General features: G+C 59.3%; 21 protein-coding genes. 9 read left to right on the forward strand and 12 right to left on the reverse strand.

Annotation, left to right across the window (positions count from 1 at the left end; genetic code table 11):
• The first annotated feature begins 3 nt into the window (after window positions 1-3).
• Window positions 4-828, forward strand: coding sequence for an SDR family oxidoreductase (locus tag ACTWLJ_RS02125; RefSeq protein WP_445179701.1), 825 nt, complete (start codon window positions 4-6; stop codon window positions 826-828).
• 133 nt (window positions 829-961) lie between these two features.
• Here ACTWLJ_RS02125 and ACTWLJ_RS02130 read toward each other — a convergent pair whose 3' ends face one another.
• Window positions 962-1843: a LysR substrate-binding domain-containing protein gene (locus ACTWLJ_RS02130; protein WP_445179702.1), complete on the reverse strand. Its 882-nt coding sequence runs from the start codon at window positions 1841-1843 to the stop codon at window positions 962-964.
• Between the two features lie 109 nt (window positions 1844-1952).
• Between ACTWLJ_RS02130 and ACTWLJ_RS02135 the strand changes: the two genes are divergently transcribed.
• The gene (locus ACTWLJ_RS02135; RefSeq protein WP_445179703.1) at window positions 1953-3323 is read left to right on the forward strand and encodes an MFS transporter; all 1371 of its coding nucleotides are present in this window, start codon (window positions 1953-1955) and stop codon (window positions 3321-3323) included.
• A complete protein-coding gene (locus ACTWLJ_RS02140; protein ID WP_445179704.1) occupies window positions 3320-3718 on the forward strand; it encodes a DUF4440 domain-containing protein in 399 nt (132 codons plus the stop codon). The genes ACTWLJ_RS02135 and ACTWLJ_RS02140 overlap by 4 nt, the downstream gene beginning before the upstream one ends.
• A gap of 141 nt (window positions 3719-3859) precedes the next feature.
• On the opposite strand, the gene ACTWLJ_RS02145 is transcribed toward ACTWLJ_RS02140, so the two are convergent.
• The 4 genes from ACTWLJ_RS02145 to ACTWLJ_RS02160 all read right to left on the reverse strand — a co-directional run bounded on the left by ACTWLJ_RS02145 (window position 3860) and on the right by ACTWLJ_RS02160 (window position 8759).
• Window positions 3860-4729, reverse strand: a complete 870-nt coding sequence (locus tag ACTWLJ_RS02145) for an efflux RND transporter periplasmic adaptor subunit (protein WP_445179705.1) — start codon at window positions 4727-4729, stop codon at window positions 3860-3862.
• A gap of 10 nt (window positions 4730-4739) precedes the next feature.
• Entirely contained in the window at window positions 4740-4940 is a 201-nt protein-coding gene (locus tag ACTWLJ_RS02150; RefSeq protein ID WP_015096751.1) for a DUF1656 domain-containing protein, read from the reverse strand.
• The gene (locus ACTWLJ_RS02155) at window positions 4930-7122 is read right to left on the reverse strand and encodes an FUSC family protein (RefSeq protein ID WP_445179706.1); all 2193 of its coding nucleotides are present in this window, start codon (window positions 7120-7122) and stop codon (window positions 4930-4932) included. Before ACTWLJ_RS02155 ends, ACTWLJ_RS02150 begins: the two co-directional genes overlap by 11 nt.
• A gap of 137 nt (window positions 7123-7259) precedes the next feature.
• Window positions 7260-8759 carry an efflux transporter outer membrane subunit gene (locus tag ACTWLJ_RS02160; protein ID WP_445179707.1) on the reverse strand — a complete coding sequence of 500 codons (1500 nt, stop codon included), beginning with the start codon at window positions 8757-8759 and terminating at the stop codon, window positions 7260-7262.
• 181 nt (window positions 8760-8940) lie between these two features.
• Between ACTWLJ_RS02160 and ACTWLJ_RS02165 the strand changes: the two genes are divergently transcribed.
• From ACTWLJ_RS02165 to ACTWLJ_RS02185, 5 genes are all read left to right on the forward strand, one after another.
• Window positions 8941-9909, forward strand: a complete 969-nt coding sequence (locus tag ACTWLJ_RS02165; RefSeq protein WP_401217161.1) for a LysR family transcriptional regulator — start codon at window positions 8941-8943, stop codon at window positions 9907-9909.
• 411 nt (window positions 9910-10320) lie between these two features.
• The gene (locus tag ACTWLJ_RS02170; protein WP_445179708.1) at window positions 10321-10686 is read left to right on the forward strand and encodes a DUF6124 family protein; all 366 of its coding nucleotides are present in this window, start codon (window positions 10321-10323) and stop codon (window positions 10684-10686) included.
• Between the two features lie 875 nt (window positions 10687-11561).
• Window positions 11562-13090, forward strand: a protein-coding gene (locus ACTWLJ_RS02175) for an IS3 family transposase (RefSeq protein WP_445181418.1) whose coding sequence is annotated in 2 segments (ribosomal slippage) — window positions 11562-12003 and window positions 12003-13090 — 1530 coding nt in all. Because the reading frame shifts where the segments join, the coding sequence is not laid out codon by codon here.
• A 223-nt stretch (window positions 13091-13313) separates the two neighbouring features.
• Window positions 13314-14288: a 2-hydroxyacid dehydrogenase gene (locus ACTWLJ_RS02180; protein ID WP_445179709.1), complete on the forward strand. Its 975-nt coding sequence runs from the start codon at window positions 13314-13316 to the stop codon at window positions 14286-14288.
• Window positions 14289-14438: 150 nt separating this feature from the next.
• Complete coding sequence (locus ACTWLJ_RS02185; protein ID WP_445179710.1) at window positions 14439-14948, forward strand: DUF2165 family protein; 510 nt, start codon at window positions 14439-14441, stop codon at window positions 14946-14948.
• A 26-nt stretch (window positions 14949-14974) separates the two neighbouring features.
• On the opposite strand, the gene ACTWLJ_RS02190 is transcribed toward ACTWLJ_RS02185, so the two are convergent.
• The gene (locus ACTWLJ_RS02190; protein WP_445179711.1) at window positions 14975-15877 is read right to left on the reverse strand and encodes a DMT family transporter; all 903 of its coding nucleotides are present in this window, start codon (window positions 15875-15877) and stop codon (window positions 14975-14977) included.
• A gap of 139 nt (window positions 15878-16016) precedes the next feature.
• Here ACTWLJ_RS02190 and ACTWLJ_RS02195 point away from each other — a divergent pair, with 139 nt between their 5' ends.
• Window positions 16017-16892 (forward strand): helix-turn-helix domain-containing protein, encoded by an 876-nt coding sequence (locus ACTWLJ_RS02195; RefSeq protein ID WP_445179712.1) that lies wholly within the window; start codon window positions 16017-16019, stop codon window positions 16890-16892.
• Window positions 16893-16992: 100 nt separating this feature from the next.
• Here ACTWLJ_RS02195 and ACTWLJ_RS02200 read toward each other — a convergent pair whose 3' ends face one another.
• The 6 genes from ACTWLJ_RS02200 to ACTWLJ_RS02225 form a co-directional block, all read right to left on the reverse strand.
• A complete protein-coding gene (locus ACTWLJ_RS02200) occupies window positions 16993-19422 on the reverse strand; it encodes a TonB-dependent siderophore receptor (RefSeq protein WP_445179713.1) in 2430 nt (809 codons plus the stop codon).
• A 211-nt stretch (window positions 19423-19633) separates the two neighbouring features.
• Complete coding sequence (locus tag ACTWLJ_RS02205; RefSeq protein WP_445179714.1) at window positions 19634-20623, reverse strand: FecR family protein; 990 nt, start codon at window positions 20621-20623, stop codon at window positions 19634-19636.
• Window positions 20620-21186, reverse strand: a complete 567-nt coding sequence (locus ACTWLJ_RS02210; RefSeq protein ID WP_445179715.1) for an RNA polymerase sigma factor — start codon at window positions 21184-21186, stop codon at window positions 20620-20622. Before ACTWLJ_RS02210 ends, ACTWLJ_RS02205 begins: the two co-directional genes overlap by 4 nt.
• Before the next feature lies 1 nt (window position 21187).
• Window positions 21188-21514 carry a DUF3325 domain-containing protein gene (locus tag ACTWLJ_RS02215; RefSeq protein WP_401217183.1) on the reverse strand — a complete coding sequence of 109 codons (327 nt, stop codon included), beginning with the start codon at window positions 21512-21514 and terminating at the stop codon, window positions 21188-21190.
• Window positions 21514-23100: a PepSY-associated TM helix domain-containing protein gene (locus tag ACTWLJ_RS02220; protein ID WP_445179716.1), complete on the reverse strand. Its 1587-nt coding sequence runs from the start codon at window positions 23098-23100 to the stop codon at window positions 21514-21516. The genes ACTWLJ_RS02215 and ACTWLJ_RS02220 overlap by 1 nt, the downstream gene beginning before the upstream one ends.
• The gene (locus ACTWLJ_RS02225; protein ID WP_445179717.1) at window positions 23097-23402 is read right to left on the reverse strand and encodes a DUF3649 domain-containing protein; all 306 of its coding nucleotides are present in this window, start codon (window positions 23400-23402) and stop codon (window positions 23097-23099) included. Before ACTWLJ_RS02225 ends, ACTWLJ_RS02220 begins: the two co-directional genes overlap by 4 nt.
• Between the last annotated feature and the right edge of the window lie 157 nt (window positions 23403-23559).

The following is a 23559-nucleotide window of genomic DNA, read 5'->3' on the forward strand; positions in this document are numbered from 1 at the left end:
GCCATGCCCGTTGCGTTGATTACCGGTTGTTCCAGCGGCATCGGCCGCGCCCTCGCCGATGCGTTCAAAGGCGCAGGTTTCGAAGTCTGGGCGACTGCGCGCAAGGCTGAAGATGTGGCCATGCTCGCGGCGGCCGGGTTCACTGCCATTCAACTCGACGTCAATGACGGCGCGGCGCTGGAACAACTTGGCGAGCGGATCAACCAGCAGACTGGCGGCCTCGATGTGCTGATCAACAACGCCGGTTACGGCGCGATGGGGCCGTTGCTTGATGGCGGTGTACCGGCGATGCAACGGCAATTCGAAACCAACGTGTTTTCGATTGTCGGTGTCACTCGTGCGCTGTTCCCTGTGTTGCGTCGAGCCAAAGGTCTGGTGGTGAATATCGGCAGCGTGTCAGGTGTTTTGGTTACTCCATTTGCTGGCGCTTATTGCGCATCGAAAGCCGCCGTCCATGCCCTGAGCGACGCATTGCGCATGGAACTGGCGCCATTTGGTGTGCGGGTGATGGAGGTTCAGCCGGGGGCGATTCAATCGAGCTTCGCCAAGAACGCCGGACACGAGGCCGAGCAATTGATCAACGAACAGTCGCCGTGGTTTCCATTGCGTGAAGGGATTCGGGCGCGGGCCAAGGCTTCGCAGGACAAACCGACGCCGGCCAGCGAGTTTGCCGGCGTGTTGTTGAAGGCTGTGCAGCAAGACAAACCGCCGCGGCTGATCCGGATTGGCAATGGCTGCCGGGCGTTGCCGTTGTTGGCGGCGTTGTTGCCCAAGGGGTTGCTGGAGTCGACGTTGATGAAGCGGTTCGGGTTGCGTGGGCAGCTCTGAAGTCGAGGTGAATCCATCGCGGGCAAGCCACGCTCCCACAGGTTTTGTGGGTGGTTCGGAATTTATGAATACACCACAAAACCTGTGGGAGCGGGCTTGCCCGCGATGAGGCCAGAACTGTCACCGCAAAGTTTCAGCCCCAACTCTTCATGAAATCAATAAACGCCCGAACCTTCAGCGGCAAATGCCGGGTATCCGGGTACAGCGCATACACGCCTTGCTGCGCAAAACGAAAATCCGCCAACAAGCGCTGTAATCGCCCAGCCTCCAGATCTTCCTGAATCAACCATTGCGGCAGAATCGCCACACCTTGCCCGGTTAGTGCAAACGCCCGCAGCGTCGCCGAATTATCCGCGACGATTGCCGTAGTGCCCGGTTTTGGCTGATACACATGCTCGGTTCCGACAGGATCAGTCACGGTCATCTCCGGCACGCGCCCATGGCCCAGCGTCGGCATCGACTCCAGTGTCGCCAGCGTGGTAACCGGCGCAAAGCGTTCGACCAATTGCGGCGCGGCCACCGCAAACACTTCGAATGTCGACAACTGCACCGCACGCAGATTGGAGTCGTGCATGCGGCCTAGCCGAATCGCCATGTCGAAGCGTTCGGAGATCAGATCGGCATGGGTCGACGACGTCGATAAATGAATATTCAACTGCGGCTGTTGCTTGCGAAACACCTCCAGCGCCGGCACCACTTGGGCCAGGGCAAACTCGACGGTGGTGGTGATGCGCAAGGTGCCCTTGAGCTGTGAATGCTCGGAGCGAGCCTCCTCAATGGCCAGTCGAGCCTCATCCAGCGTGCGCAGGCAACGCCGATAAAAGCGCTCGCCGGCATCGGTCAGCGCCAATTGCCGGGTGTTGCGCGTGAGCAAGGTCACGCCCAGTTCTTCTTCCAGCCGCTTGAGATTGAAGCTCACCACCGCCCGGGTTTGCCCCAGTGTTTCGGCGGCAGCAGTCAATGAACCGGCCTCGACCACGGCTTTGAAGGTGTCAAAACGATCCAGGCTGACCATACCCGCGCCACTCCTTGTCAAAATAATTTTGACAAACTAGCAGCCAAACCAGCGTTTTCCTAATACGCCCGGCACCCTACCCTGCACGTCTCATCACCGGGAAGTCGCCATGGCCTATCGCTCGAAAGTCGCGCTGGTTTATTTGTTGGGGTTTGCCCTCGACCTGCTGAACATGTTCGTCGCCAGCATTGCCTACCCCGACATCGCCCGGCAGCTGAATGCCTCGGTGACCGAACTGGCGTGGATCACCAACGCCTACATGCTCGGGCTGACGCTGATCATTCCGCTGAGCGTGTGGCTGGCGGCACGGATCGGCGAGCGGCGGTTGATTCTTGCTTCGCTGCTGTTGTTCGGGGTTGGCTCCGCACTGGTCGCGCAGGCGGGATCGATCGAAAGCCTGATCGGCTGGCGCCTGCTGCAAGGGCTCGGCGGCGGGTTGTTGCTGCCGGTCGGTCAGGCGCTGGCGTATCGGCAGTTTCCGCCGGAGCAGCGTGCGCACTTTACCGGTGTGGTGTTGCTGGTGGCGTTGATGGTGCCGGCGCTGTCGCCAGCGGCGGGCGGACTGATCGTTCAGACATTGTCCTGGCGCTGGATTTTCTACCTGAATTTGCCGGTCGCATTGCTGGCGTTCGGGCTTGGTCTGCTCTGGCTGAAACCCGATCAAGCCAGCAGCCAACGCCCGACGCTGGACGCCCGAGGCCTGTTGCTGGCGGTGTCGGCGCTGAGTTTGTTGTTGATTGCCGTAAGCCTGGCGAGCGAACCCGCAACCCGCAGCGTCAGCGGCATCGTGCTGCTGCTCAGCGCCCTGACGTTGTGCCTGTACCTGCGTGACGGCTGGCGTAAACCCGGTGCACTTCTCGACCTGCAACTGATCAAGAACCCGTCGCTGCGTCTGGCGATGTTGATCTACCTGTGTGTCCCGGGGATTTTTACCGGGACCAATCTGATTGCCGTGCTCTACCTGCACGAACTGGGTTTCGGTGCAGCGCATACCGGTGCGCTGATGCTGGCCTGGGCGGCGGGCTCGGGGGTGGCGATTTTTCTTGGAAAACGCAGCTTCAACCGCATCGGCCCCAAGCCGTTATTGGCTGCCGGGATGCTCCTGCAATGCCTCGGCATTGTCTTGCTGATGCGCATCGACCAACCCGCCAGTACGCCGCTGATCATCGCCTATGCGGTGATGGGACTGGGTGGCAGTCTGTGCAGCATCACCGCGCAAACCCTTGCGTTCGTCGGCATCGCAGCGGAAAAAATGGGCCATTCCAGTGCCCTGTGGAATATCAATCGCCAACTCGGTTTCTGCCTCGGCGCCGCACTGCTCAGCTCACTGTTGGGCGCATTGGGTACCAGTGGTTTCAAATACTGTTTTCTGGCCGCCGCGCTGATCACGTTATTACCGATGGTCGCCGTCCTGCGGTTTGATTCGACAAAAGTTCTGGCCCTGCTGGCCTCTTCGCCCCTCAAGGAAAAATCCACATGACTGACTACAACGACTACTTCGACGAAGTGATCCAGGCCCACGAAGCCATCGAACAATGGTTTGCCGAGACGCAGGACGATGCGGCACTTGATCAACTGCTGACGCGTTTTTCGCCACGGTTCTCGATGATTTCACCGCGGGGTCGGGAGCTGGACTTCGATGCCTTGCAGACGCTGTTTCGCATGGCGGGCGGGAAAAAGAATGGCTTCAGGATCGAACTCAGTGAGCTGCGCGGGATTGCCCTGAATGAACGCGGGGCGACGGTGAGTTATCACGAGCGGCAGAGCGATGCGACGGGAACCCAGACGCTTCGGCTATCGACGGTAGTGTTCGAAAAACAGGCGGGTGGCAAGGTGATTTGGCGGCATCTGCAGGAGACGTTTTGTGCTGAGTGAATGGCTGCCGTTTCCTGAAGCGCCGAGGTGAACCCATCGCGGGCAAGCCACGCTCCCACAGGTTTTGCGGCGCTCACATATTTTGAGTACGCCAGGAAACCTGTGGGAGCGTGGCTTGCCCGCGAAAAACGATAACGCGGTCTATCCGTTATCCACAGCGTTCTGTTTCACCACCACCGTACAAGTAATCCCCGCCGCCAGCAGCACGCCTTCCGGCACTTCATCGATGTGAATCCGTACCGGCACCCGCTGCGCCAGACGCACCCAATTGAACGTCGGATTGACGTCGGCGATCAGCTCGCGGCTTTCCGGGTTGTCGCGGTCATAGATGCCGCGTGAAATGCTTTCCACATGGCCCTTGAGCACTTCGCCGCTCATCAATTGCATGTCGGCCTTGTCGCCGACTTTGACGTGCGGCAGCTTGGTTTCTTCGAAGAAGCCGTAAACCCAGAACGAGTTCATGTCGACCACGGCCATTTTCGCCTCGCCGATCCTCGCGTAGTCGCCGCGATGCACGTTGAGGTTGGTCACGTAACCATCGACGGCCGCACGTACTTCGGTGCGTTTCAGGTTGAGTTCGGCGGCTTCGAGTTGCGCCTGGGCATGTTGATAATCAGCCTGCGCCGAGTCGGCGATATTGCTGGCGTCGTCGCGGTTCTCTTTGGAAATCACCAGATTGTCGAGGTCGGCGCGGCGATGCGCATTGACCTTGCGCATCTCCCAAGTGGCCTTGCGTGAAGCGACCAGCGACTGCGCCTGCTTCACTGCGATGCGGTAGTGCTCGGGATCGATCTGCATCAGCAAATCGCCCTTCTTCACCAGTTGGTTGTCACGCACCGGCACATCGACCACTTCGCCGGTAACGTCGGCGGCGACGTTGATGATATCCGCACGCACCCGACCGTCGCGGGTCCACGGCGTGTCCATGTAATGCACCCACAGGGTCCGGCCGATCCACAGCGCAAGGGCCAGCACCAGCAGGGTCGCGAGCAGGCTGAAAAACTTTTTCATCAGAACGTTCTCAACGGTAGACAGTCAGCGCCATGGCGCCGAACAGACAGGTAAACAGACTCAGGCGCAGCAGTGCCGGATGCCAGAAAAAACGGTACAGATCGAACCCCGACAAAAACCGGTCGAGCGCCCAGGCCAGTGCCGCAGCGATGAAAAACATCAGGGTCATGGTCGGCATGTACACGCCGTGGAACGCGATTTCACGAGGCATGGGCAAGTCCTTCGGGCTTGGCCGAGGCGAACTCGGCAAGCGGTGATTGCGGGTCGAGCAACGATGTGCGAATGAAGTGCAGATAGCTTTTCACCCGGCGTAATGCGGAGGTGTCGAAGTGCGGCGCGAACGGCTCGTCAGTGGCAGCGACGCGGCTGATCGCGTGATCCACCGCAACCAGTGCGCGCTCCAGATTGCTCGCGTTCGGTTGCAGAAACAGCCGCACCAGCGCGCGTCCCATCACGCGGATCGCCTGACGCCACGGCTGCGATTCGGCGTACGCCGGGTGCACCGGCAGAATCGCCTGTTCCTTGCGCAACTCGATGATCGAATGACCCACTTCCAGCACCACGAACATCCAGCGCAGCAGATGCTTTTGCACCTTCGGCTGACCTGCCGCGAGGCCATACGCCTGATGCAGCAAGTCGCGGGTACGGCTTTCGAAACTCGACGCCAGGCCCTTGAGCTTGCCGCTGATCGCGTACACCACTTGGCCACGCAGATCCTGTTCCAGACGTTTCCACAACCAGCGACTGTTCGGCGGCAGAATAATTGCCCCCGCCGCCGCACACACCAACATGCCCATGACCATGGCGATGTAGTCGTTGATGAAGGTGTACGGGTTGTAAATGGTCAGGTTGTCCGGCACCGAACCGGTGCTGAAGAAAATCAGCAAACCGAGACCGACCCCGGCGTATTGCGGACGCGAGGTGAGGAACGAACCGAGCACGATCACTGGCGCGAGCATCACGCACAGCAGCGGAAAACCGTCGATCCACGGGAAGATGAAAAACATCTCGACGAAGCCGATCAGCGCCCCGAGAAACGTACCGCAGGCCATTTGAAAAGCCATGCGCTTCGGGTTCGGCGTGGCGGCGGACAAGCCCACGGTGGCGGCGGCAATCAGGGTCATGGTCGCGCCGCTCGGCCACGCGGTGGCGACCCAGTAACTGCCGAGCACGATCAGGATAAACGAGGCGCGAATCCCCGAAGCAGCCGCCGCCCACCAGTTGGTTTGCGGAGTGAACGGCTCGTCCCAGCGCTCGCGCTCGTGGCTGTGATCGGCCAGCGAAGCGTGGGTCTGTGCATAACTGTGCAGATCATCGACGAAGCGATAAAGCAGTTCATACGCGGTATGGAAATCCAGTTGCTCGGCGTCGCTCGGTTCGCTCTCCTGAAAGAGCGCCCGCAAGCTTCGCACCCGCGCCGGCAGGCCTTCCTTGTAGGTCGCCAGTGCTGTCGCCAGCCGTGCGGCATCGGGGCTGGTCAGGGAGCGACCGCTGAAGCCGTCGAGCACTTCGGCCAGATCCTGCAAGCCCGGTTTGATTGCCGCGACCACGTGCTCTTCGTCATAGCCGCGCAGGCGTTCGAGCAACTGATGCAGGGCGTTGAAACGTGTGGTGATGCCCATGAATTCGCTATTCAACCGACTGAGCCGACCGTTACGCCGACGCATGTGCGGGTCTTCGAAAACGGTGACGCTGCGCAACCCTTCCAGGCCCACGGCTTCGGCGATGAAACGCACGTTGCTGGCTTCGAACGCCTCCGGTTTGCTGCGCCCGCGCAGGCCATCGGTGACGAACAGTGCAAATACACCGAAGCGCTGATACAAGGCGTTGCGCATCGCCGCGCTGGCGGTTTGCGGCAGGATCGCGGCGCTGACTACGGTCGAGCAGAGAATCCCCAGCGAGATTTCCAGCACCCGCCACACCGCAGCCATAAATGCGCCGTCGGGATGCGCCAGCGCCGGCAGGCCGACCATCGCAGCGGTGTAGCCGGCCAGCACAAAACCGTAAGCGCGGAAGTTGCGGCAACGTGCGGCACCGGCCGAGCAGATGCCGACCCAGATCGCCAGCGAACCGAGGAACAGTTCGGTGTTCTGCGCAAACAGCGCGATCAGCGTGACCATCATCGCCGACCCGGCCAAAGTGCCGAGGAAGCGATAGAAGCTCTTGGCGAACACCTGACCGCTCTGCGGTTGCATGACGATGAACACGGTGATCATCGCGGTGCGCGGCTGCGGCAATTCCAGACGCATCGCCAGCCACAGGGTCAGGAACGCAGCGATCAACACCTTGAAGATGTAGACCCAGGTCACGCCATCGCTGCGTGCCCAGTCGAAAAAACCCCGGCGCCATTCGAGGGAGTAGAGCCAGCGCAGAGGTGCGGGCAAGGGGGTCATGAATTCTGCTCAAAAAAGTCGAGTTGAACCGAGATCCTGTAGGAGCGAGCTTGCTCGCGAATGCGGTGAGTCAGTCAACCAATTTGCTGGCTGACACTCCCTCTTCGCGAGCAAGCTCGCTCCCACAGGTTGTATGTTCAATGCAGGAGAACCGGGGTTTTCGGGGCTTGGGTTTGCTGGTTGGTCGGTACGTCACTACCGGCGCCGAGGCCGCCGCCCAGCGCAGTCACCAATTCGGCATGAGCACTCAAACGTGCCGCTTGCACTTGCTGCTGCACTTGCTGCTGCTTGAACAACAGCGTCTGCGCGTTGAGCACATGCAGGTAATCGGTCAGCCCGCGTTGATAAGCGATGGTCGCGATGTCGTACGTCTTCTGCGCGGTAGCCACTGACTCGGCGGCGAACGCCTGCTGCTTGTCCATCGACTCGCGACGGATCAACTGATCGGAGATGTTCTTCAGCGCATTGACCAGCGTCTGGTTGTAATGCGCCACGGCGATGTCGTAACCGGCCGAAGCTTCACCGAGTTCGGCACGCAGTCGCCCGCCGTCGAAAATCGGCAGCGAGATCGCCGGGCCGACGTTGTAGTTGAGCTTCTTGCCAGTCAGAAACTCCAGCGCCCCGCCACCGGTTGCCATAAAACCGAGGCTGCCGACCAGATCGACGTTGGGATAAAACCCGGCATGCGCCACCTCGATCCCACGCGCCTGCGCCGCCACTTGCCAGCGACTGGCAACCACGTCCGGACGCTGACCAAGCAACTCGGCAGGCAATGCCGAAGGCAGTTTCAACGCGGCGCCAAGCACCAGCGTCGGCCGCTGCAATTGCGCACCGGCACCCGGGCCTTTGCCTGCCAACGCAGCAATCTGGTTGCGGCTGAGGGCGATTTCTTCGTCCAGCGCATCCAGTTGCCGATGGGTTTCCGGCAGCGGCGTCTCGGCCTCGCTGACTTCGAAGTGGGTGCCGATGCCGCCGGCCAGACGCTTCTGTGCGAGTTCGAGAATCTGCTGCTGCTGCTTGAGCGTCGCGTCAACGATGTCGCGCTGGGCGTAGTGCAGCGACAATTCGATGTAGGCGCGGACGATGTTGTTCTGCAATTCCAGCTGCGCCAGCCGCGCCTCGGCAGCGCTCATGTGCGCAAGGTCCACCGCCCGTTCACTGGCGTTGCTTTCCTTGCCCCAGAGGTCGAGGGCGTAGCTGAAACCCAGTGCGGCGTTGTTGTCCCAGGTGGTGGTGTTGGCCAGATCGCCCGGGCCGTAGAACTGATCGGTCGGCCAGTTGTGACGTTTGAGGGTCGAATCACCATTGATCTGCAACGACTCCGCCGCTTCAGCGACGCTGGCGATGGCTTTGGCCTGACGCAAACGTGCGGTGGCCATGGCCATGGTCGGGCTGCCTTGGACGGCGAGGTCAATCCAGCGATTCAGTTGCGGGTCGCCATAGGCTTGCCACCATTGGGCGGTGGGCCAGTTGGCGTCACGGGCGGCGTGGGCGATGGCGTCATCGGTGGCCAGCGAATCGGCCTCCAATGCCTTGCCCTGCGGGGCAATCCCTCCGGTACTGATGCAGCCGCTGATGATCAGGGTAAAAGCCAGAACACTGAGCGGCATAAGCGCTCTGTTGATGCGACGCGGCACAGCTGCGAATTCCTGAGAAAGGGGGGGAAGCAAGGTGGGCGCAATTCTATTGGGGCGCCTGAACGGCGATAAGCTGGGATTTCTGTGAATCTTTGTTACGGTTAACGAGATAATCCCAAGGTCGGGGGTCTCGCCCCGGACACTTCGTGTCACAATTTGCCATCTCCCTTGAGAGCACCCCATGGACACTTTGCAAAACATGCGCGCCTTCAGTTGCGTGGCCGAAGCCGGCAGCTTCACCGCCGCCGCCGTGCAACTCGACACCACCACGGCCAACGTCTCGCGCGCGGTCTCCAATCTGGAAGCCCATCTGCAAACCCGCCTGCTCAACCGCACGACCCGCCGCATCGCGCTGACCGAGGCCGGCAAGCGCTACCTGCTGCGCTGCGAGCAGATCCTCGCCTACGTCGAAGAAGCCGAAGCAGAAGCCAGCGACGCCCACGCGCGCCCGGCCGGACAATTGAAAGTGCACACCATGACCGGCATCGGCCAGCACTTCGTGATCGACGCCATCGCCCGCTATCGCAAGACCCACCCCGACGTGACCTTCGACCTGACCCTGGCCAACCGCGTGCCGGACTTGCTCGACGAGGGCTACGACGTGTCCATCGTGCTCGCCAGCGAACTGCCGGATTCGGGTTTCGTCTCGCAACGCCTGGGCATCACCTACAGCATCGTCTGCGCCTCGCCGGCCTACGTAAAAGCCAACGGCGCTGCGCAAAAACCCAGCGACCTGCTGAACCACGCCTGCCTGCGCCTGGTGAGCCCGGTGATTCCCCTGGAAAAATGGGCATTCGACGGCCCGGAAGGCCAGGAAATGGTCACCATCAACAGCTCACCATTTTTGGTGAACTCCGCCGACGCGATGAAAACCGCAATCACCAGCGGCATGGGCGTCGGCGTGCTGCCGGTCTACGCCGCCATCGAAGGCCTGCGCAACGGCACACTCGTGCGCGTAATGCCGAACTACCGCTCGCAGGAACTGAACCTGTACGCGATCTACCCTTCACGCCAGTACCTGGATGCGAAGATCAAGACGTGGGTCGAGTACCTGCGTGGATCGTTGCCGGAAATTCTTTCGGCCCATCAAGCAGAATTGGCCGCGTACGAATTGAGCGGCAGCCTGGCTGGAGCGCGCGTCGCCAACTGAATCTTAAACACACCGCCGTTCACGTTTTTGGCGCGGTGGGCTGTGATCTTTTGATCTGCTGTTTAAAAATCAAAAGATCGCAGCCTACGGCAGCTCCTACAGAAGCGTGGATGACGCGGATATTTCCGACAGGTTGTGGCGGTTGTCGGTCGGAAGTGGGGTGGATAGGATTTTGTGGTCGCTGACGAATCAGTGACCGGGTCTGGAAAACCCGATTTCTACCAACCCTGCCCATGGCATACTGCGGCGCTTTTTCTGCTTCGCAATGTAATGGCGGCTGTGCGCGGGAGGCCCTTGGGCCTGCCGGGTTTGGTTGGTTGACCGGTTTTTCCAGTCCGCGCACAGCTGCCACCCATCGTCTGGAAAACGAAAAGTGGCAGCTTCAATCCAACCGCCATGAGTATGTTTCCAATGATCAAACCAACACCCAACCCGCCCGAAGCGGACAGCACCTCTCCCTACGAATCCCTCGATTCCAACAAACTCCACGAAGCCGCCGAACGCGCCCTCGACCACTACCTCTGCCCTGGCCACAAAGACCTGCCATTGCGCAAACCGAGCACCATGTTCGTCGTCGCCCCGCAGATGGACAACGAAACCCTGCTGGCCCACGCCTGCGAATCCCTGGCCTCGGCCAGCGTCATGACCAGCGACATCGCTGCGTATGTGGCGACCCCGCAGCGGCATACGATATTGGCCATCCAACAAATCATCATGCTGGCTGAGTTGGCGGTGAATCGAGTGCTGGATAACGTTGAAATAACAGCCAAAAACTGAACCGTAGGAGCTGCGGCACGCTGCGATCTTTTGATCTTCATTAACCACACCAAAGATCAAAAGATCGCAGCGTGCCGCAGCTCCTACCGGATTGGTGTACATCTGACGAAGATTGGTCGGCTGTCAGGCCGCCATCGCTGGCAGGCCAGCTCCCACAGAGATTGTGTGTATCTGGTGGAGGTTGGTCGGCTTTCAGGCCGCCATCGCGAGCAAGCTCGCTCCCACAGGGATTGTGTGTATCTGGCGGAGGTTGGTCGGCTGTCAGGCCGCCATCGCTGGCAGGCCAGCTCCCACAGGGATTGTGTGTATCTGGTGGAGGTTGGTCGGCTTTCAGGCCGCCATCGCGAGCAAGCTCGCTCCCACAGGGATTGTGTGTATCTGGTGGAGGTTGGTCGGCTTTCAGGCCGCCATCGCTGGCAAGCCAGCTCCCACAGGGATTGTGTGTATCAGGTGGAGGTTGGTCGGCTTTCAGGCCGCCATCGCTGGCAAGCCAGCTCCCACAGGTTGACCCGAGTGAATCTGACACTCCACGCCGCCCTTCACCACTCAACTGAATGAGCGTTAGCTCGACTGCAGCTCTTGATCCACAAGGCCCATCGGCAGGCTGAGTGGAGGGATTCATCCGGGGGTGGGCGCGTAGCGCCGTTTGGCGGAGCCAAACAGATCGAGAGGAGGTGCAGCGAAGCAAACCGTAGGCGATCCCCCCGGATGAAACCCGGAACGAAGGAACCCCGAGCCCCAGCGAGCGGGCCGAACGCCGGGGCCCAGCGTTTTTTGCTTACTTTTTTAGGCGCTCCCTCCGTGTCAGGCTACCTGTCGCCCTTATTGATTGACTCAAATAATCAAGAGGGCGAAGGTGCATAACCATGTCCAAAATGGGTAAACGTTACGACAACGACTTCAAAGACTGGGTCGTTCTGCAAATGATGCCGCCCCTCAATCGATCAGTGGCGGAACTTGCCGCTGCACTCAATCTCACGCCACAGTCACTGCGAAACTGGAGACAAATGGCTAGAGATAAAGGCTTGATCGTTCCGGGAAACGGCAAGACCAGTGACCAATGGTCTAGCGCCGATAAATTCAATGCTGTCATGGAAACCGCGCCGTTGAGCGAGGTCGAGATCTCTCAATATTGCCGAATCAAAGGCATTTACCCTGAGCAAATCCAACAGTGGCGAGTGGCATGCCAAAACGCTAATCCCGTTGTTGATCTCACCTCTCGAACTTCAAAAACGGCCGAGCAACGGCGCATCAAAATACTTGAACGCCAACTGATTCAGTCTGATGCCAGTCGTGCAGAGGCGGTGGCGTTGCTGGAGCTCAGAAAAAAAGCCAATGCGATCTGGGGCAAGGACAAGGAAGACTGATCAACGCCTCTGATCGTACGCAAGCCATGAAGTTGATTGCCGACGCAGTGCTGAATGGCGCTCGTCGATACCGCGCTTGCAATGAACTGGGTCTGAGCCTGCGCACAGTTCAACGCTGGCAACACACTGAATGTGACGGGCGACAGCTGGCTCAACGTGCAGCTCCGGCTAACAAGCTCAATGATACGGAGCGTCAAGCGGTGCTGGATGCTGCCAATCAGGCTGGCTATGCCAGCCTGACCCCGCATCAAATCGTGCCTAAGCTGGCCGATGAAGGCATTTATCTAGCTTCGGAATCGACGTTTTATCGTGTGTTGAAAGCCGCCCATCAAAACGTCCGTCGCGGCCGGGCCAAAGCCCCAAAACGCAGAGTACTGACGACGCATCGCGCTGATGGCCCCAATCAGGTGTGGTGCTGGGATATCACCTGGTTGCCGAGCACAGTGAAGGGCCGTTTTTTCTATTGGTACATGGTCAAGGACGTCTACAGCCGCAAACTGGTCGCCAATGAAGTCCACGAAGTGGAGAGCGCCGAACACGCCTGTGAACTGCTCACAAAGGGATGTTTACGCGAACAGACGGCAGGTCGTCCACTGGTGTTGCACTCAGATAACGGACACGTGATGAGAGGCTCTTTGTTGCGTGAAAGCATGGTCGCGCTGGGCGTAGAACCTTCTTTTAGTCGGCCAAGGGTGAGCAATGACAATGCTTACGCCGAAGCACTTTTTCGCACTGCAAAGTATTGCCCGCTTTGGCCGGATCAACCATTTGATACGGTTACTGATGCAAGGCTTTGGGTGCAGAATTTCATCGATTGGTACAACGAAGATCACCGCCACAGTGCCCTGAAATACGTCACGCCAAACCAACGGCACGAGGGCAAAGCAACCGCCCTATTACAAGCCAGGGCAGAGCTTTATGAGGATGCCAGGCGAACTAACCCAAGTCGGTGGAGCACTCGCACACGCAACTGGAAGCTGGCAGATGCCGTTTATTTAAATCCTGAGCGCCCTGAAATAAAGGACGCAATGGACTAGCAACCGTAAGACCAAGGCGACAGGTACCTTGACATGTACCGCGCTTGTAAAAAAGTGAGTCGCTGTAAAAGCGAAACCGCCAGCAGCAACACCCGAAGCAACGGATATACACCCCCACCAACCCAAAACATGGTCGGCCCAGAGGCCGCCAAGACAAGCCAAACACCACAAAGAAATGTTAGCTTGCTTGGCAATAAAAGCCCCAAAGCCGAGCCCAAGCCAAATGAAAAAAACCGTCCTGGCCTTCAGCCGCATCACCCCCCCAATGATCGAACACCTCCAACAAGAGTTCGACGTCATCGTCCCCAACCCAAAAAACGGCGACATCAACACCCAATTCAACGAAGCCCTGCCCCACGCCCACGGCCTCATCGGCGTCGGCCGCAAACTCGGCAAAGCCCAACTCGAAACCGCCACCAAACTCGAAGTCGTCTCCAGCGTCTCCGTCGGCTACGACAACTACGACCTCGACTACTTCAACGAACGCGGGATCATGCTCACCAACACCCCGGACGTGCTCACCGAAAGCACCGCCGACCTCGCCTTCGCCCTGATCATGAGCAGCGCCCGCCGCGTCGCCGAACTCGACGCATGGACCAAGGCCGGCCAATGGCAAGCCAGCGTCGGCGCCCCCCTGTTCGGTTGCGACGTACACGGCAAAACCCTCGGCATCGTCGGCATGGGCAACATCGGTGCCGCCATCGCCCGACGTGGCCATTTCGGCTTCAACATGCCGATCATCTACAGCGGTAACACCCGCAAAACCGAACTGGAACAACAATTCGGCGCACAATTTCGCAGCCTCGACCAACTACTCGCAGAAGCCGATTTCGTCTGCCTGGTCGTGCCGCTCAGCGACAAGACCCGCCACCTGATCAGCCATCGCGAACTGGCGCTGATGAAACCGGGCGCGATCCTGGTGAACATCTCCCGCGGTCCGGTGGTCGATGAACCGGCGCTGATTGAAGCTCTGCAAAACAATCGAATTCGCGGCGCCGGACTGGACGTCTACGAGAAAGAACCGCTGGCAGAGTCGCCATTGTTCCAGTTGAAAAACGCCGTGACATTGCCGCACATCGGCTCGGCGACGAATGAAACCCGCGAGGCGATGGCCAATCGCGCATTGGCAAACTTGCGCAGCGCCTTGCTGGGCGAGCGTCCACAGGATCTGGTGAACCCTCAGGTCTGGCGCGAGTAAAAATTTCGGGCAAGTGCAAATTTACACTTGCCCGACTATTTACCCCACCGCACATAATTTGAAATTCAACCCACCCCCGAAATAAAAATACCCGCTATAGACTCCTTGATCTTATCGAGCTCTCGATAAACAGCCTGGAGAATAAAACAGTTGAACAACTTGACCACGAGCAGAATCATTCGCGCCAGCAAAATTGCGCTAATGAGCTTCATCAGCTTTTTTGGCTTACTGGTGATGTACAGCAACTTTACCGACTACGCTTCAAACTATGAATATGTCGGTCATGTCCTGAGCATGGACACGACCCAACACAATTTAAACATAAGCTACCGGGCGATTACCTCCCCCATGCTGCACCACCGGATTTACTGGTTCATCATCACAATGGAGGTAACTTATACGGCACTTTGTCTATTGGGAACTTATCACTTATTTAAAAACATAAACTCTTCTCCAGAAGAGTTTCACGAAGCCAAAAAATTTTCGATCGTGGGTTTGCTGATCGTGATTTTTATCTATTACTTGTGTATCCAAGTCGTCGGCGTTGAATGGTTCGATATGGACACATCACAAATATGGAATGCCAAGGACTGGGCCCGACATATTATTGACTTCATATTTCCATTGCTGATTTACGTCGCAATAAAGATCGAACACTAAAAACAACACACGACCAAAGTTGATGTTCATGCCAACGTACCCTGACTCGGCATTACAGTCGCTCGTGGCTTACGGAACACCAGCACATTACCCAGCATCACCAATACCAGTCCGGCCAGTGCCGGCGCCGTCCATTGATAACCTTCGACAAACGCCGAGACATTCAATGCCACCACTGGAAACAGAACAGTGCAATACGCCGCGCGCTCCGGGCCCATACGTCCGACCAATGTCAGATACGCAGTGAAGCCGATCACCGAACCCGGGATCACCAGATACAGCAGTGCACCGACGTAGCGCGGCGACCAGTCCATGTCGAACGGAATACCTTTCACCAGACACCACACCGACAACATCGCCGCACCGTAAGCCATGCCCCAGGCATTGGTGGTCAATGGTTTGAGCCCGGCCTTCTGTTGCAGGCTCGACAGCATGTTGCCCGCCGAAAAACACAACGTGCCGCACAGCGCCAGACCGAGCCCCAGCAGGGTTTGCGGAGTCGCCGCATGGCCTGCCAGTTCCGGCCAGAACAGCAGACCAAGGCCACATAAACCGAGCCCGCCGCCCATCAGCACGTTGCGGGCAATCCGCTGACCGAAGAACACCCGCGCATTGAGCGCGTTCCACAACGTGGCGGTGGAAAACACCACTGCTACCAGTCCGCTGGGAATCCACTGGCTGGCCGTCAGAAAGCACATGAAGTTGACGCAAAACAGGCACAAACCCTGCGCTACACAAATTAGATGCCCACGCCGATTCATCGGTTGCAACCGACGACTAAGCAGCAACAGCACAAACAGCACCAGCGCCGCGAGGCCGAAGCGATAGACGATCGACACCGGAATCTCCACCACCCCCAGTTGCCATTTCAAGGCAATCCAGGTGGTGCCCCAGATCAGCACGGTCAACAGATACAGCGACAGGTTCATGGCAGACACTCCTCAATAGGGGTTCAGTGTCCACTTCGTCCCGGCGCAGCCGCTTGCATAAACTTGCGCTTTTGTCGCCCGGCGGGCTGGCAGCCCGACCTCTACGGAGTAGGATGCAAGGCGTTGGAGAGAACCGAACATGGCCGCAATCGACACCCTGCAAGTCTTTCAAGCGCTTAACCGCTCGCCCAATGCACGCCTTGTGCACAGCGCCGAGTTCGGTGACGGTTTGTCCGCAGCTCTGTGGACCAATCATCACGACGCCCAGGAATACGAAGCGCCGAGCCACCACACTCTTTCCTGCTACATCGCCGGTGGCACCGGGACCTTTCGCCGTGGCGAACCGGGCAACAAGGGTGGCCCCGACAAGTTGTGCATCCTGCCGGCCGATCACGAATCAGGCTGGGTGATCAACGGTGACATCCGCCTCGCTCACTTGTATTTCAGCGCCGAGCAATTTGCCCTCGGTTGCGTCACGTTGCTGGATCGCGAGCCGCGGGAAATGCAGTTGCGCGAACAGACTTTTCTGGAAGATCCGCAGCAGGCGCAGCGCTTTCGCCGGTTGCTCACCCTCAACTGGGACGAACCTGCCGAGCGCTTGCTGACCAGCAGTCTGGCCCACGAACTGATCAGCCATACCTTGCTCAGTCAGGTCGGCGCGCGTCAGGGTTTACGTTTGAAGGGCGGATTGGCGCCACATCAGCGCCGGCAACTGGTGGAGTTCATCGACAGTCAATTGGCCGAACCGATCAGCCTCGGGCAACTGGCCGGGTTGTGTGCGTTGTCGGAATATCACTTTGCGCGAATGTTCCGCGTGAGCTTCGGTTTGCCGCCGCATCAGTACGTGCTGGCGCGACGCTTGAACCGGGCGCGGGAGTTGTTGCGCGGTACGGCGTTGCCGTTAGGGGAGATTGCGCTGGCATGCGGGTTTGCCAGCGCCAGTCACTTTACCAACCGCTTTCGCCAGGTATTGGGCGGGACGCCTGGCGAGTATCGACAGGCGTTTTTGCGCTAGAGCAAGATCAAAAGATCGCAGCCTTCGGCAGCTCCTACAGGGGAATGCATTTCCCTGTGGGAGCGAGCCTGCTCGCGAAGAACGATGACGCGGTATTCGGTCAGAACTCCAGCGTGCTCGACAACGAAATCTGCCGCGAATCGCCCATCGACACAAAGAACCGGCTCACCGCCGAGGTGTAGTAGGTACGATCAAACAGGTTCTTCACGTTGAGCTGAAACTTGACCTTCTGCCCTTCAACTTTGGTGTCGTAAGTCGCGAACGCATCGGCCACGGTGTAGCTCGGCAGCTCGAAATCATTCACCGCGTTGCCTGCCCGCTCACCGACGTAACGCGCCCCGGCGCCAACGCGCAACTGGTCACCGCCGATCACGCTGCCGAAGTCATACACCGCCGATAACGAGCCGCTGTTCTTCGCCACGTTTTGCAGGCGATTGCCTTTGTAGTCCGGGTCTTCGGTGACTTCGGCATCGGTGTAGGCGTAGCTGCCAATCATGCTCCAACGGTCGCTGAGTTGACCGCTCAGATCCAGTTCCAGACCACGAGAACGCACTTCGCCGGCAGCACTGTAAATCGTGGTCGGGCCTTCGGCGTTGGACACCAGCACGTTGCGTTTCTTGATGTCGAACAGGGCGATGTTGCCGGTGATGCGCCCCGGAATATCCAGCCGCGCCCCCAGTTCCCACGACTTGGCTTCTTCCGGCGCGATGCTGCCGTCGAGGATGGTGCTGCTGCCACTCAGCGGGGCAATGGTCGAGTTGGGTTTGAACGATTCGGTGTAGCTGCCGTAGAACGACAGCTCATCGGTGTAGCGATAAACCAGGCCCGCACGCGGCACCCACTTCTGTCCGTTGTTGTCGGTGTTGGCCTTGAATGGCACGCCTTTACCGGCGTACTGGTCGTACTCCTGAAAGCGTCCGCCGGCGACCAGAATCCACTGATCGTTGAGGTGGATCGAGTCCTGCATAAACACCGAATCGCTGCGCAGCAGATCGGTTTGCGCGCTGTCCGCTGCACTGACCGTGGTGCCCTCGACTTCACGGCCATACACCGGATTGACGTAGCTGAAAGTGCTTTGGCTTTTCTGGCGGATCAGGTCGGCACGGTAGATCTTGCGGTACTCGTCATCGACGCCGAACACCAGGTCATGCTGCATGCCCAGCACGTTGACCTTGCCTTCAAGACTGGCGGTGGTGAAACGGTCGGTGCTGATCGCGCCTTGAGTGCCGTCCATGCTGCGGGTCAGCGTGCCTTTTTTGGTGTCGATGGCGGTCACGCGGACCTGGCTGGCGTCGTAGGTTTCGCGGTTCCAGCTGTAGCCGAAGTGCGCTTTCCAGTCGTCGTTGAGTTCGTGATCAGCCTCGAAGTGGTACAGATCCGAACGCCCTTCCATGTTGTTGAACGGCTCGTCCAGACGCTCGTTGCGCGAGATATCCAGCGGATGATTGGTGCGCGGATCGATCAACGTGCCACGGTCGAACGGAGTGAGAAATTCGCGATGCTCGTAGGCGAACAGCAGCTTGGTGCGTTCGCCGTACCAGGCCAGCGACGGCGCGATCAGCGACTCGCGATGGGTACCGAAGTTGCGCCAGTAATCTTCATCTTCGTGATCGAGCACCATGCGATAGGCCAGCCCGGAATCACCCAGTGCGCCCGTGCTGTCGAAGGTGCCGCCGCTGCCATTTTTGCCATCGCCGTAAGTCGAGCCGCTCAGAGTCAGCGCGTTGTACTGGGTCAGTTCAGGCTTCTTGCTGACCATATTGACCACCCCGCCCGGGTCCTGAATCCCGTACAGCAAGGACGCCGGGCCCTTGAGCACCTCGACGCGATCGACCGTGGCGTTCATCCCGCGACCCTGCACGATCGGCATGCCGTCGCGCATGATCGAGCCGTTGCGGTTGTCACCGAAACCGCGCGTCATCACCGAATCCTGAGTGCTACCCAAAGTATTGCCCTGGGTGATGCCGCTGACGTTGGCCAGCGCATCATCAAGATTGCGCGGCGTCTGATCACGAATGACTTGGGCCGGGATGACGTTGACGGTTTGCGGGATTTCTTGCAGCGAAGCCGAGGTGCGCATCACCGAACTGGTTTCCGGTGGCTGGTAGCTCTGCGATTCGTCGCGCATAGAGGTGATGGTGGTGGCGCCGAGATTCAATGCACCTGCGGTGGGTTGCGGCTCCAGCGCCAGGGTGTGGCTGTCGGTGCGGCGGAAGGTCAGGCCAGAACCTGCGAGCAGACGTTGCAGCGCTTGCTCGGCACTCATCTGCCCGTTGACCGCTGGAGCGGTGAGGCCGTACGGCGCTTCATCGGTGTAAACCACGCTTTGCCCGGTCACGCGGCTGAATTCACTCAGCGCCTGGGGCAACGGTTTGGCGACCAGGGCAAAACTGAACTGCTTTTGTGGCTGACTGCTGAGGGTTTCAGCGGCCAGCGCCACGCTGATCGGCAGCAACGCCAACGCCGAAAAACTCAATGCAGAAGCACCCAACCACTGTTTGACCGAACCCGATTTTGCCCTGGACTTCATTGCTCATGACCTGTGTAGAACCGCAACGGATGCGAATGACTCGCAGTTTCAGTCACTACACGAATGGCGTCCGGGTTTACCTCACTACAAATTTGAAAATATTTTTTGAGAGGTGTGTTGTTGCTACAGACACCTTCGCGAGCAAGCTCGCTCCCACAGGAAATCGCATTGCAAATGTGGGAGCGAGCTTGCTCGCGAAGAGGCCGGCAGCTCAACGCAAAATAATCAGATGCCCCAGCACTTGATGCTGCTCAAACCCCATCACGCCCTGCAACGAACTCAACACCGCGTGCGGGTCCTTGCTCGGAAAACTGCCGCTGACTTTACGTGCCGCCAAATCATCGTTGAGCAACACAATCCGGCCCGGGTAATAACGCTGCAGATCCTGCACCACATCGGCCAGCGTCGACTTGTAATAAGTCAGCCATCCCTGACGCCAGGCCAGTTGCGCTTCGCTGTCGGTGGCGTGAAGTTTTTGTGCGGTACCTGCGCCGTAAGCCACTTGCTGACCGGCGGTGAGAATCTGCTGTTCGCCATCGGCTTGCGCCGTCACGCCGACCCGTCCTGACAACACCGTAACCTGCGCCCCCTGTGGTTTCAGGCGCACTTCGAACTGGGTACCAAGCACCCGCGCTTGACCCTTTTCAGCCTCAACCACAAAAGGTTCGCCGGTATGCGTGACGCTGAAAAAACCAGCGCCGCGCCGCAGTTGCACATGCCGTTCGCCATGGCTGAAATCCACGGCGATGGCGCTGTCGGCATCGAGTGTCACTTGCGATTGATCGGCCAGAGTCACCGTACGAATTTCGCCGGGAGCCGAGACGTAATCGGCGCCGAGATCATCGATCCAGCGCTGCGGTTGCCAACCCGTGCCGAGGCTGACCATCAACAACAGACACGCCGCCAACGCCAGCGCACCCGACCAGCGCAGCAGCGGCGCACGACGTGGCCGGTCCATCGCGTTGAGATAGCCCTGCAAGGCAAATGCCTCTTCATCAGCCAGCGTGCGCGCCGGGCCTTCGCTCAATTCCCAGACCACTTGCGCCTGTGCGTAAGCCTCGGCGTGGGCCGGATCGGCGCGCAGCCATTGGCTGAATGTGAGTTGGTCGCCTGCGCTCGGCCGGTCGTGCAACAGGCTCAGCCAGGCGAAAGCCGCCTGTTCCTGAGCGGGCGTCGGGGCGATGCGATTGATGTGATTCACGATGCTTTCCCTGGCAGGCGTGGCGCGGGTTCGCGCAGGCTGGCCTTGCAGGCCTCGAGGGCGCGCATCATATGTTTTTCCACGGCGCTTTGGGACAAACCCATGGCCTTGGCGATGTCGGCGTACTTGCGCCCGTGAATGCGATTGAGCAGAAATATCTGCCGGGTGCGCTCGGGCAAGGCGCGCAGTGCGGCCTCGACATGACGTAAATCGTTGCCGGCCTCGAGCGCGGCCTGCGGCTCGCTGCCATGGCTATCGGGTTCGTCCGGTTGCCAGCCTTCGTTGACTCGCACCCGCGTACCCTCGCTACGCAAATGGTCGATGGCGATGTTGCCGGCACAGCGCAAAAGGTAAGTGCTGAGTTCTTCGACCTGCACCAGCGGCCGTCGCCAGAAACGCAAAAACAGATCCTGCACCAGATCCGCCGCCGTCGCCCGACAGCCAACGCGTCGGTTAACCAACGCTTCCATCTGCGAACGCTGGGACAGAAATACCTGCAAAAAATGCGCACGCGCCCCGCGCGGCTCGTCGTCGCGTGATTCCGGCGGATGACCGATCAGCACTTCAGCACTGCGCCCATGCGGCGACCGGTGTCGCCAGCAAACTCACCCCGGCCAGGGCCAACGCCAGTTTCGGCCGATAGGGCAACAGCAGCACCAGGGCCAATGCGCTGAACATCAGCACCGCAAACCAGTCGACCAGACCGAAACTCCAGCCTTTCGCATCGACAGCGGCCCACAGCGATAAACCGAGCAATAGCCATCCGGCCAGCTTCAGGGCCTGACGGCGACGCTCTGATGGTTTGTGCCCGAGCAGATCATCGTGATGCCGGGGCATCGACAGACACAGCGCGGTAAACCCGGCGTAACACAACAACAGCGCCAGCAGCATCAATGGCTCCCCTGTTCTATCGTGACCGGACGAGGCGTTTCGCGAGCCGGTTTTTTCACCCGAACGGTGTTGCCGGCGCGCTGCATTTTCCACGCAGCCCAAGCCAGGAAGAGACCGCAGCCGAGACAGGTCAAGTCGAACCCGGCCAGCACCCAATCGCCTTGCGCCAGCGTCACGCCAAGGTGATGCGAAGTTGTCAGGGCGTTGAGCAATGGCAGTGAGCTAAACAGCATCGCCGCCAGCGCCAGTTGCTCGACCCAGGCTTTGCGTCCGGGGCGCAGCAGCGCGTGGATCATACTCAAGCCCCAGGCGATGAAGAACGCGTTCACTTCCCAATCCGCGCGTCCTGCCAGACTCACCGGCAGCAGACGATTGGCCCAGAAGAACACTGCCACCGCGCTGACCAGTCCGGCCATGCTGGCGATGTTCAGCACTTCAACCAGCCGCAACTCGAACGGCATCACGCCGCTTTTGGCATGTTTGAGCTGGCGCTTGCCAAGCCAGATCACCAGCCCGGTGCCGATCATTGCCGTGCCGGCCAAACCACAGATGAAGTACAGCCAGCGCAATACCGGGCCGGCGAAATGGCCCATGTGCAACCCATAAAACGTGCCGCCGACCGCCATCGCCACCGGTTGAACCGGCGTGCTGCCAAGCAGTTGTCCGCTAACACCGTTGAAGGTCACTGCACTGCCAAAATCGTAAACCACACGATCACCTGCGCGTGACAGCACCACCGAAGCGTTGGTATCCCCAGGGTTGTTCACCGTGACCCGCGCAGTCTGGCCACCAGACCACTGCTCACTGGCCTTGGCCAATAACGGGGCCATTGGCGCCAGGGTTGCGGGTATGTTGAGCCGTTCCGGGTTGTTGGAGGCCGGGAAAACTTCAGCGTAAAACTTTTCGACGTCGTTGCCGTACGAGGCAAGAATGCTCGCCGGCATGACCATCGACATGAAAATCACCAGACTGCTGTAGGTGATCATCAGGTGGAACGGCAGCACCAGGACGCCCACGGCGTTGTGTCCGTCGAGCCAGGAACGCTGACCTTTACGCGGGCGGAAAGTGAAAAAATCCTTGAAGATTTTCTTGTGGGTAATGATCCCGGTAATCAACGCGACGAACATCACCATCGCGGCAATCGTCGACAGCCAGCGCCCCCACGGATAAGGCATCTGCAACTGGAAATGAAAGCGGTAGAAGAATTCGCCGCCCATGCTTTCGCGCCCCTGCACTTGGGCACCGGTTTGCGCGTCCAGCGTTCTGGACTCGAACCGTCCACGCTCGCCCGGTTTAGCCGGTGCCTGTTGCCAACGCACTGTCAGGCCGGGATCGCGCGCATCGGGTAAATCGATCAGCCAGCGCGAAGCGCCAGCCGCGTGTTGTTGCAGATAATCCTGCGCCAGCGTCAGGCTCGCCTCGGCATTCAGAGTGCGCGCGGGAATTTCCGGCTGCATCCAGTGACTGGTTTCGTCCTTGAAATACGCCAGGGTTCCGGTCAGAAAAATCGCGAACAGCAACCAGCCGAACACCAGCCCGGTCCAGGTATGCAGCCAGGCCATCGCCTGGCGGAATCCCTCTTTCATGCGTAACCCAATCCGCGTGCCGCACCGGAAATCGTCGCGAGAATTACACTAGGCACCAGCAGTCCGACCCACGCCGACCACGCGGTTCGGCAAGCAAAGCACCAGAGCACCGCGACCAGATACACCAGAAACGACACGGTCATGCCGGTCACGACCGCTTCGGCACGGCTCAACGGCAACCACATAGTCAGGGTGACACTGGCCAGCGCGGCGACCAGATAGCCGCCGAATATCGCCGCCAGCACCCGCGAGGTAACGGCCAGACGATAGGACATGGGAAGTGTGGCGAGTTTGCCTTTCATGTTTCGACCCTGAAACGGAAACGTTCGGCGACAAGCCGAGCTGATGGGCTGCAATATTAATGATAAATATTCTCATACGCAAAAGCATCTGATTGCCGGACAGTGGCAAGCACCCCTACAATGCGAACCATTCTTGTTCTCTAACACATGCGTTTTT

The sequence above is a fragment of the Pseudomonas sp. McL0111 genome (assembly GCF_052567255.1).

Bases quoted from the DNA above. Each gene is read 5' to 3' on its own strand.
- ACTWLJ_RS02125 (WP_445179701.1), top strand. From the start codon at position 4: ATGCCCGTTGCGTTGATTACCGGTTGTTCCAGCGGCATCGGCCGCGCC.
- ACTWLJ_RS02130 (WP_445179702.1), bottom strand. From the start codon at position 1,843: ATGGTCAGCCTGGATCGTTTTGACACCTTCAAAGCCGTGGTCGAGGCC.
- ACTWLJ_RS02135 (WP_445179703.1), top strand. From the start codon at position 1,953: ATGGCCTATCGCTCGAAAGTCGCGCTGGTTTATTTGTTGGGGTTTGCC.
- ACTWLJ_RS02140 (WP_445179704.1), top strand. From the start codon at position 3,320: ATGACTGACTACAACGACTACTTCGACGAAGTGATCCAGGCCCACGAA.
- ACTWLJ_RS02145 (WP_445179705.1), bottom strand. From the start codon at position 4,729: ATGAAAAAGTTTTTCAGCCTGCTCGCGACCCTGCTGGTGCTGGCCCTT.
- ACTWLJ_RS02150 (WP_015096751.1), bottom strand. From the start codon at position 4,940: ATGCCTCGTGAAATCGCGTTCCACGGCGTGTACATGCCGACCATGACC.
- ACTWLJ_RS02155 (WP_445179706.1), bottom strand. From the start codon at position 7,122: ATGACCCCCTTGCCCGCACCTCTGCGCTGGCTCTACTCCCTCGAATGG.
- ACTWLJ_RS02165 (WP_401217161.1), top strand. From the start codon at position 8,941: ATGGACACTTTGCAAAACATGCGCGCCTTCAGTTGCGTGGCCGAAGCC.
- ACTWLJ_RS02170 (WP_445179708.1), top strand. From the start codon at position 10,321: ATGATCAAACCAACACCCAACCCGCCCGAAGCGGACAGCACCTCTCCC.
- ACTWLJ_RS02180 (WP_445179709.1), top strand. From the start codon at position 13,314: ATGAAAAAAACCGTCCTGGCCTTCAGCCGCATCACCCCCCCAATGATC.
- ACTWLJ_RS02190 (WP_445179711.1), bottom strand. From the start codon at position 15,877: ATGAACCTGTCGCTGTATCTGTTGACCGTGCTGATCTGGGGCACCACC.
- ACTWLJ_RS02195 (WP_445179712.1), top strand. From the start codon at position 16,017: ATGGCCGCAATCGACACCCTGCAAGTCTTTCAAGCGCTTAACCGCTCG.
- ACTWLJ_RS02200 (WP_445179713.1), bottom strand. From the start codon at position 19,422: ATGAAGTCCAGGGCAAAATCGGGTTCGGTCAAACAGTGGTTGGGTGCT.
- ACTWLJ_RS02215 (WP_401217183.1), bottom strand. From the start codon at position 21,514: ATGCTGCTGGCGCTGTTGTTGTGTTACGCCGGGTTTACCGCGCTGTGT.
- ACTWLJ_RS02220 (WP_445179716.1), bottom strand. From the start codon at position 23,100: ATGAAAGAGGGATTCCGCCAGGCGATGGCCTGGCTGCATACCTGGACC.
- ACTWLJ_RS02225 (WP_445179717.1), bottom strand. From the start codon at position 23,402: ATGAAAGGCAAACTCGCCACACTTCCCATGTCCTATCGTCTGGCCGTT.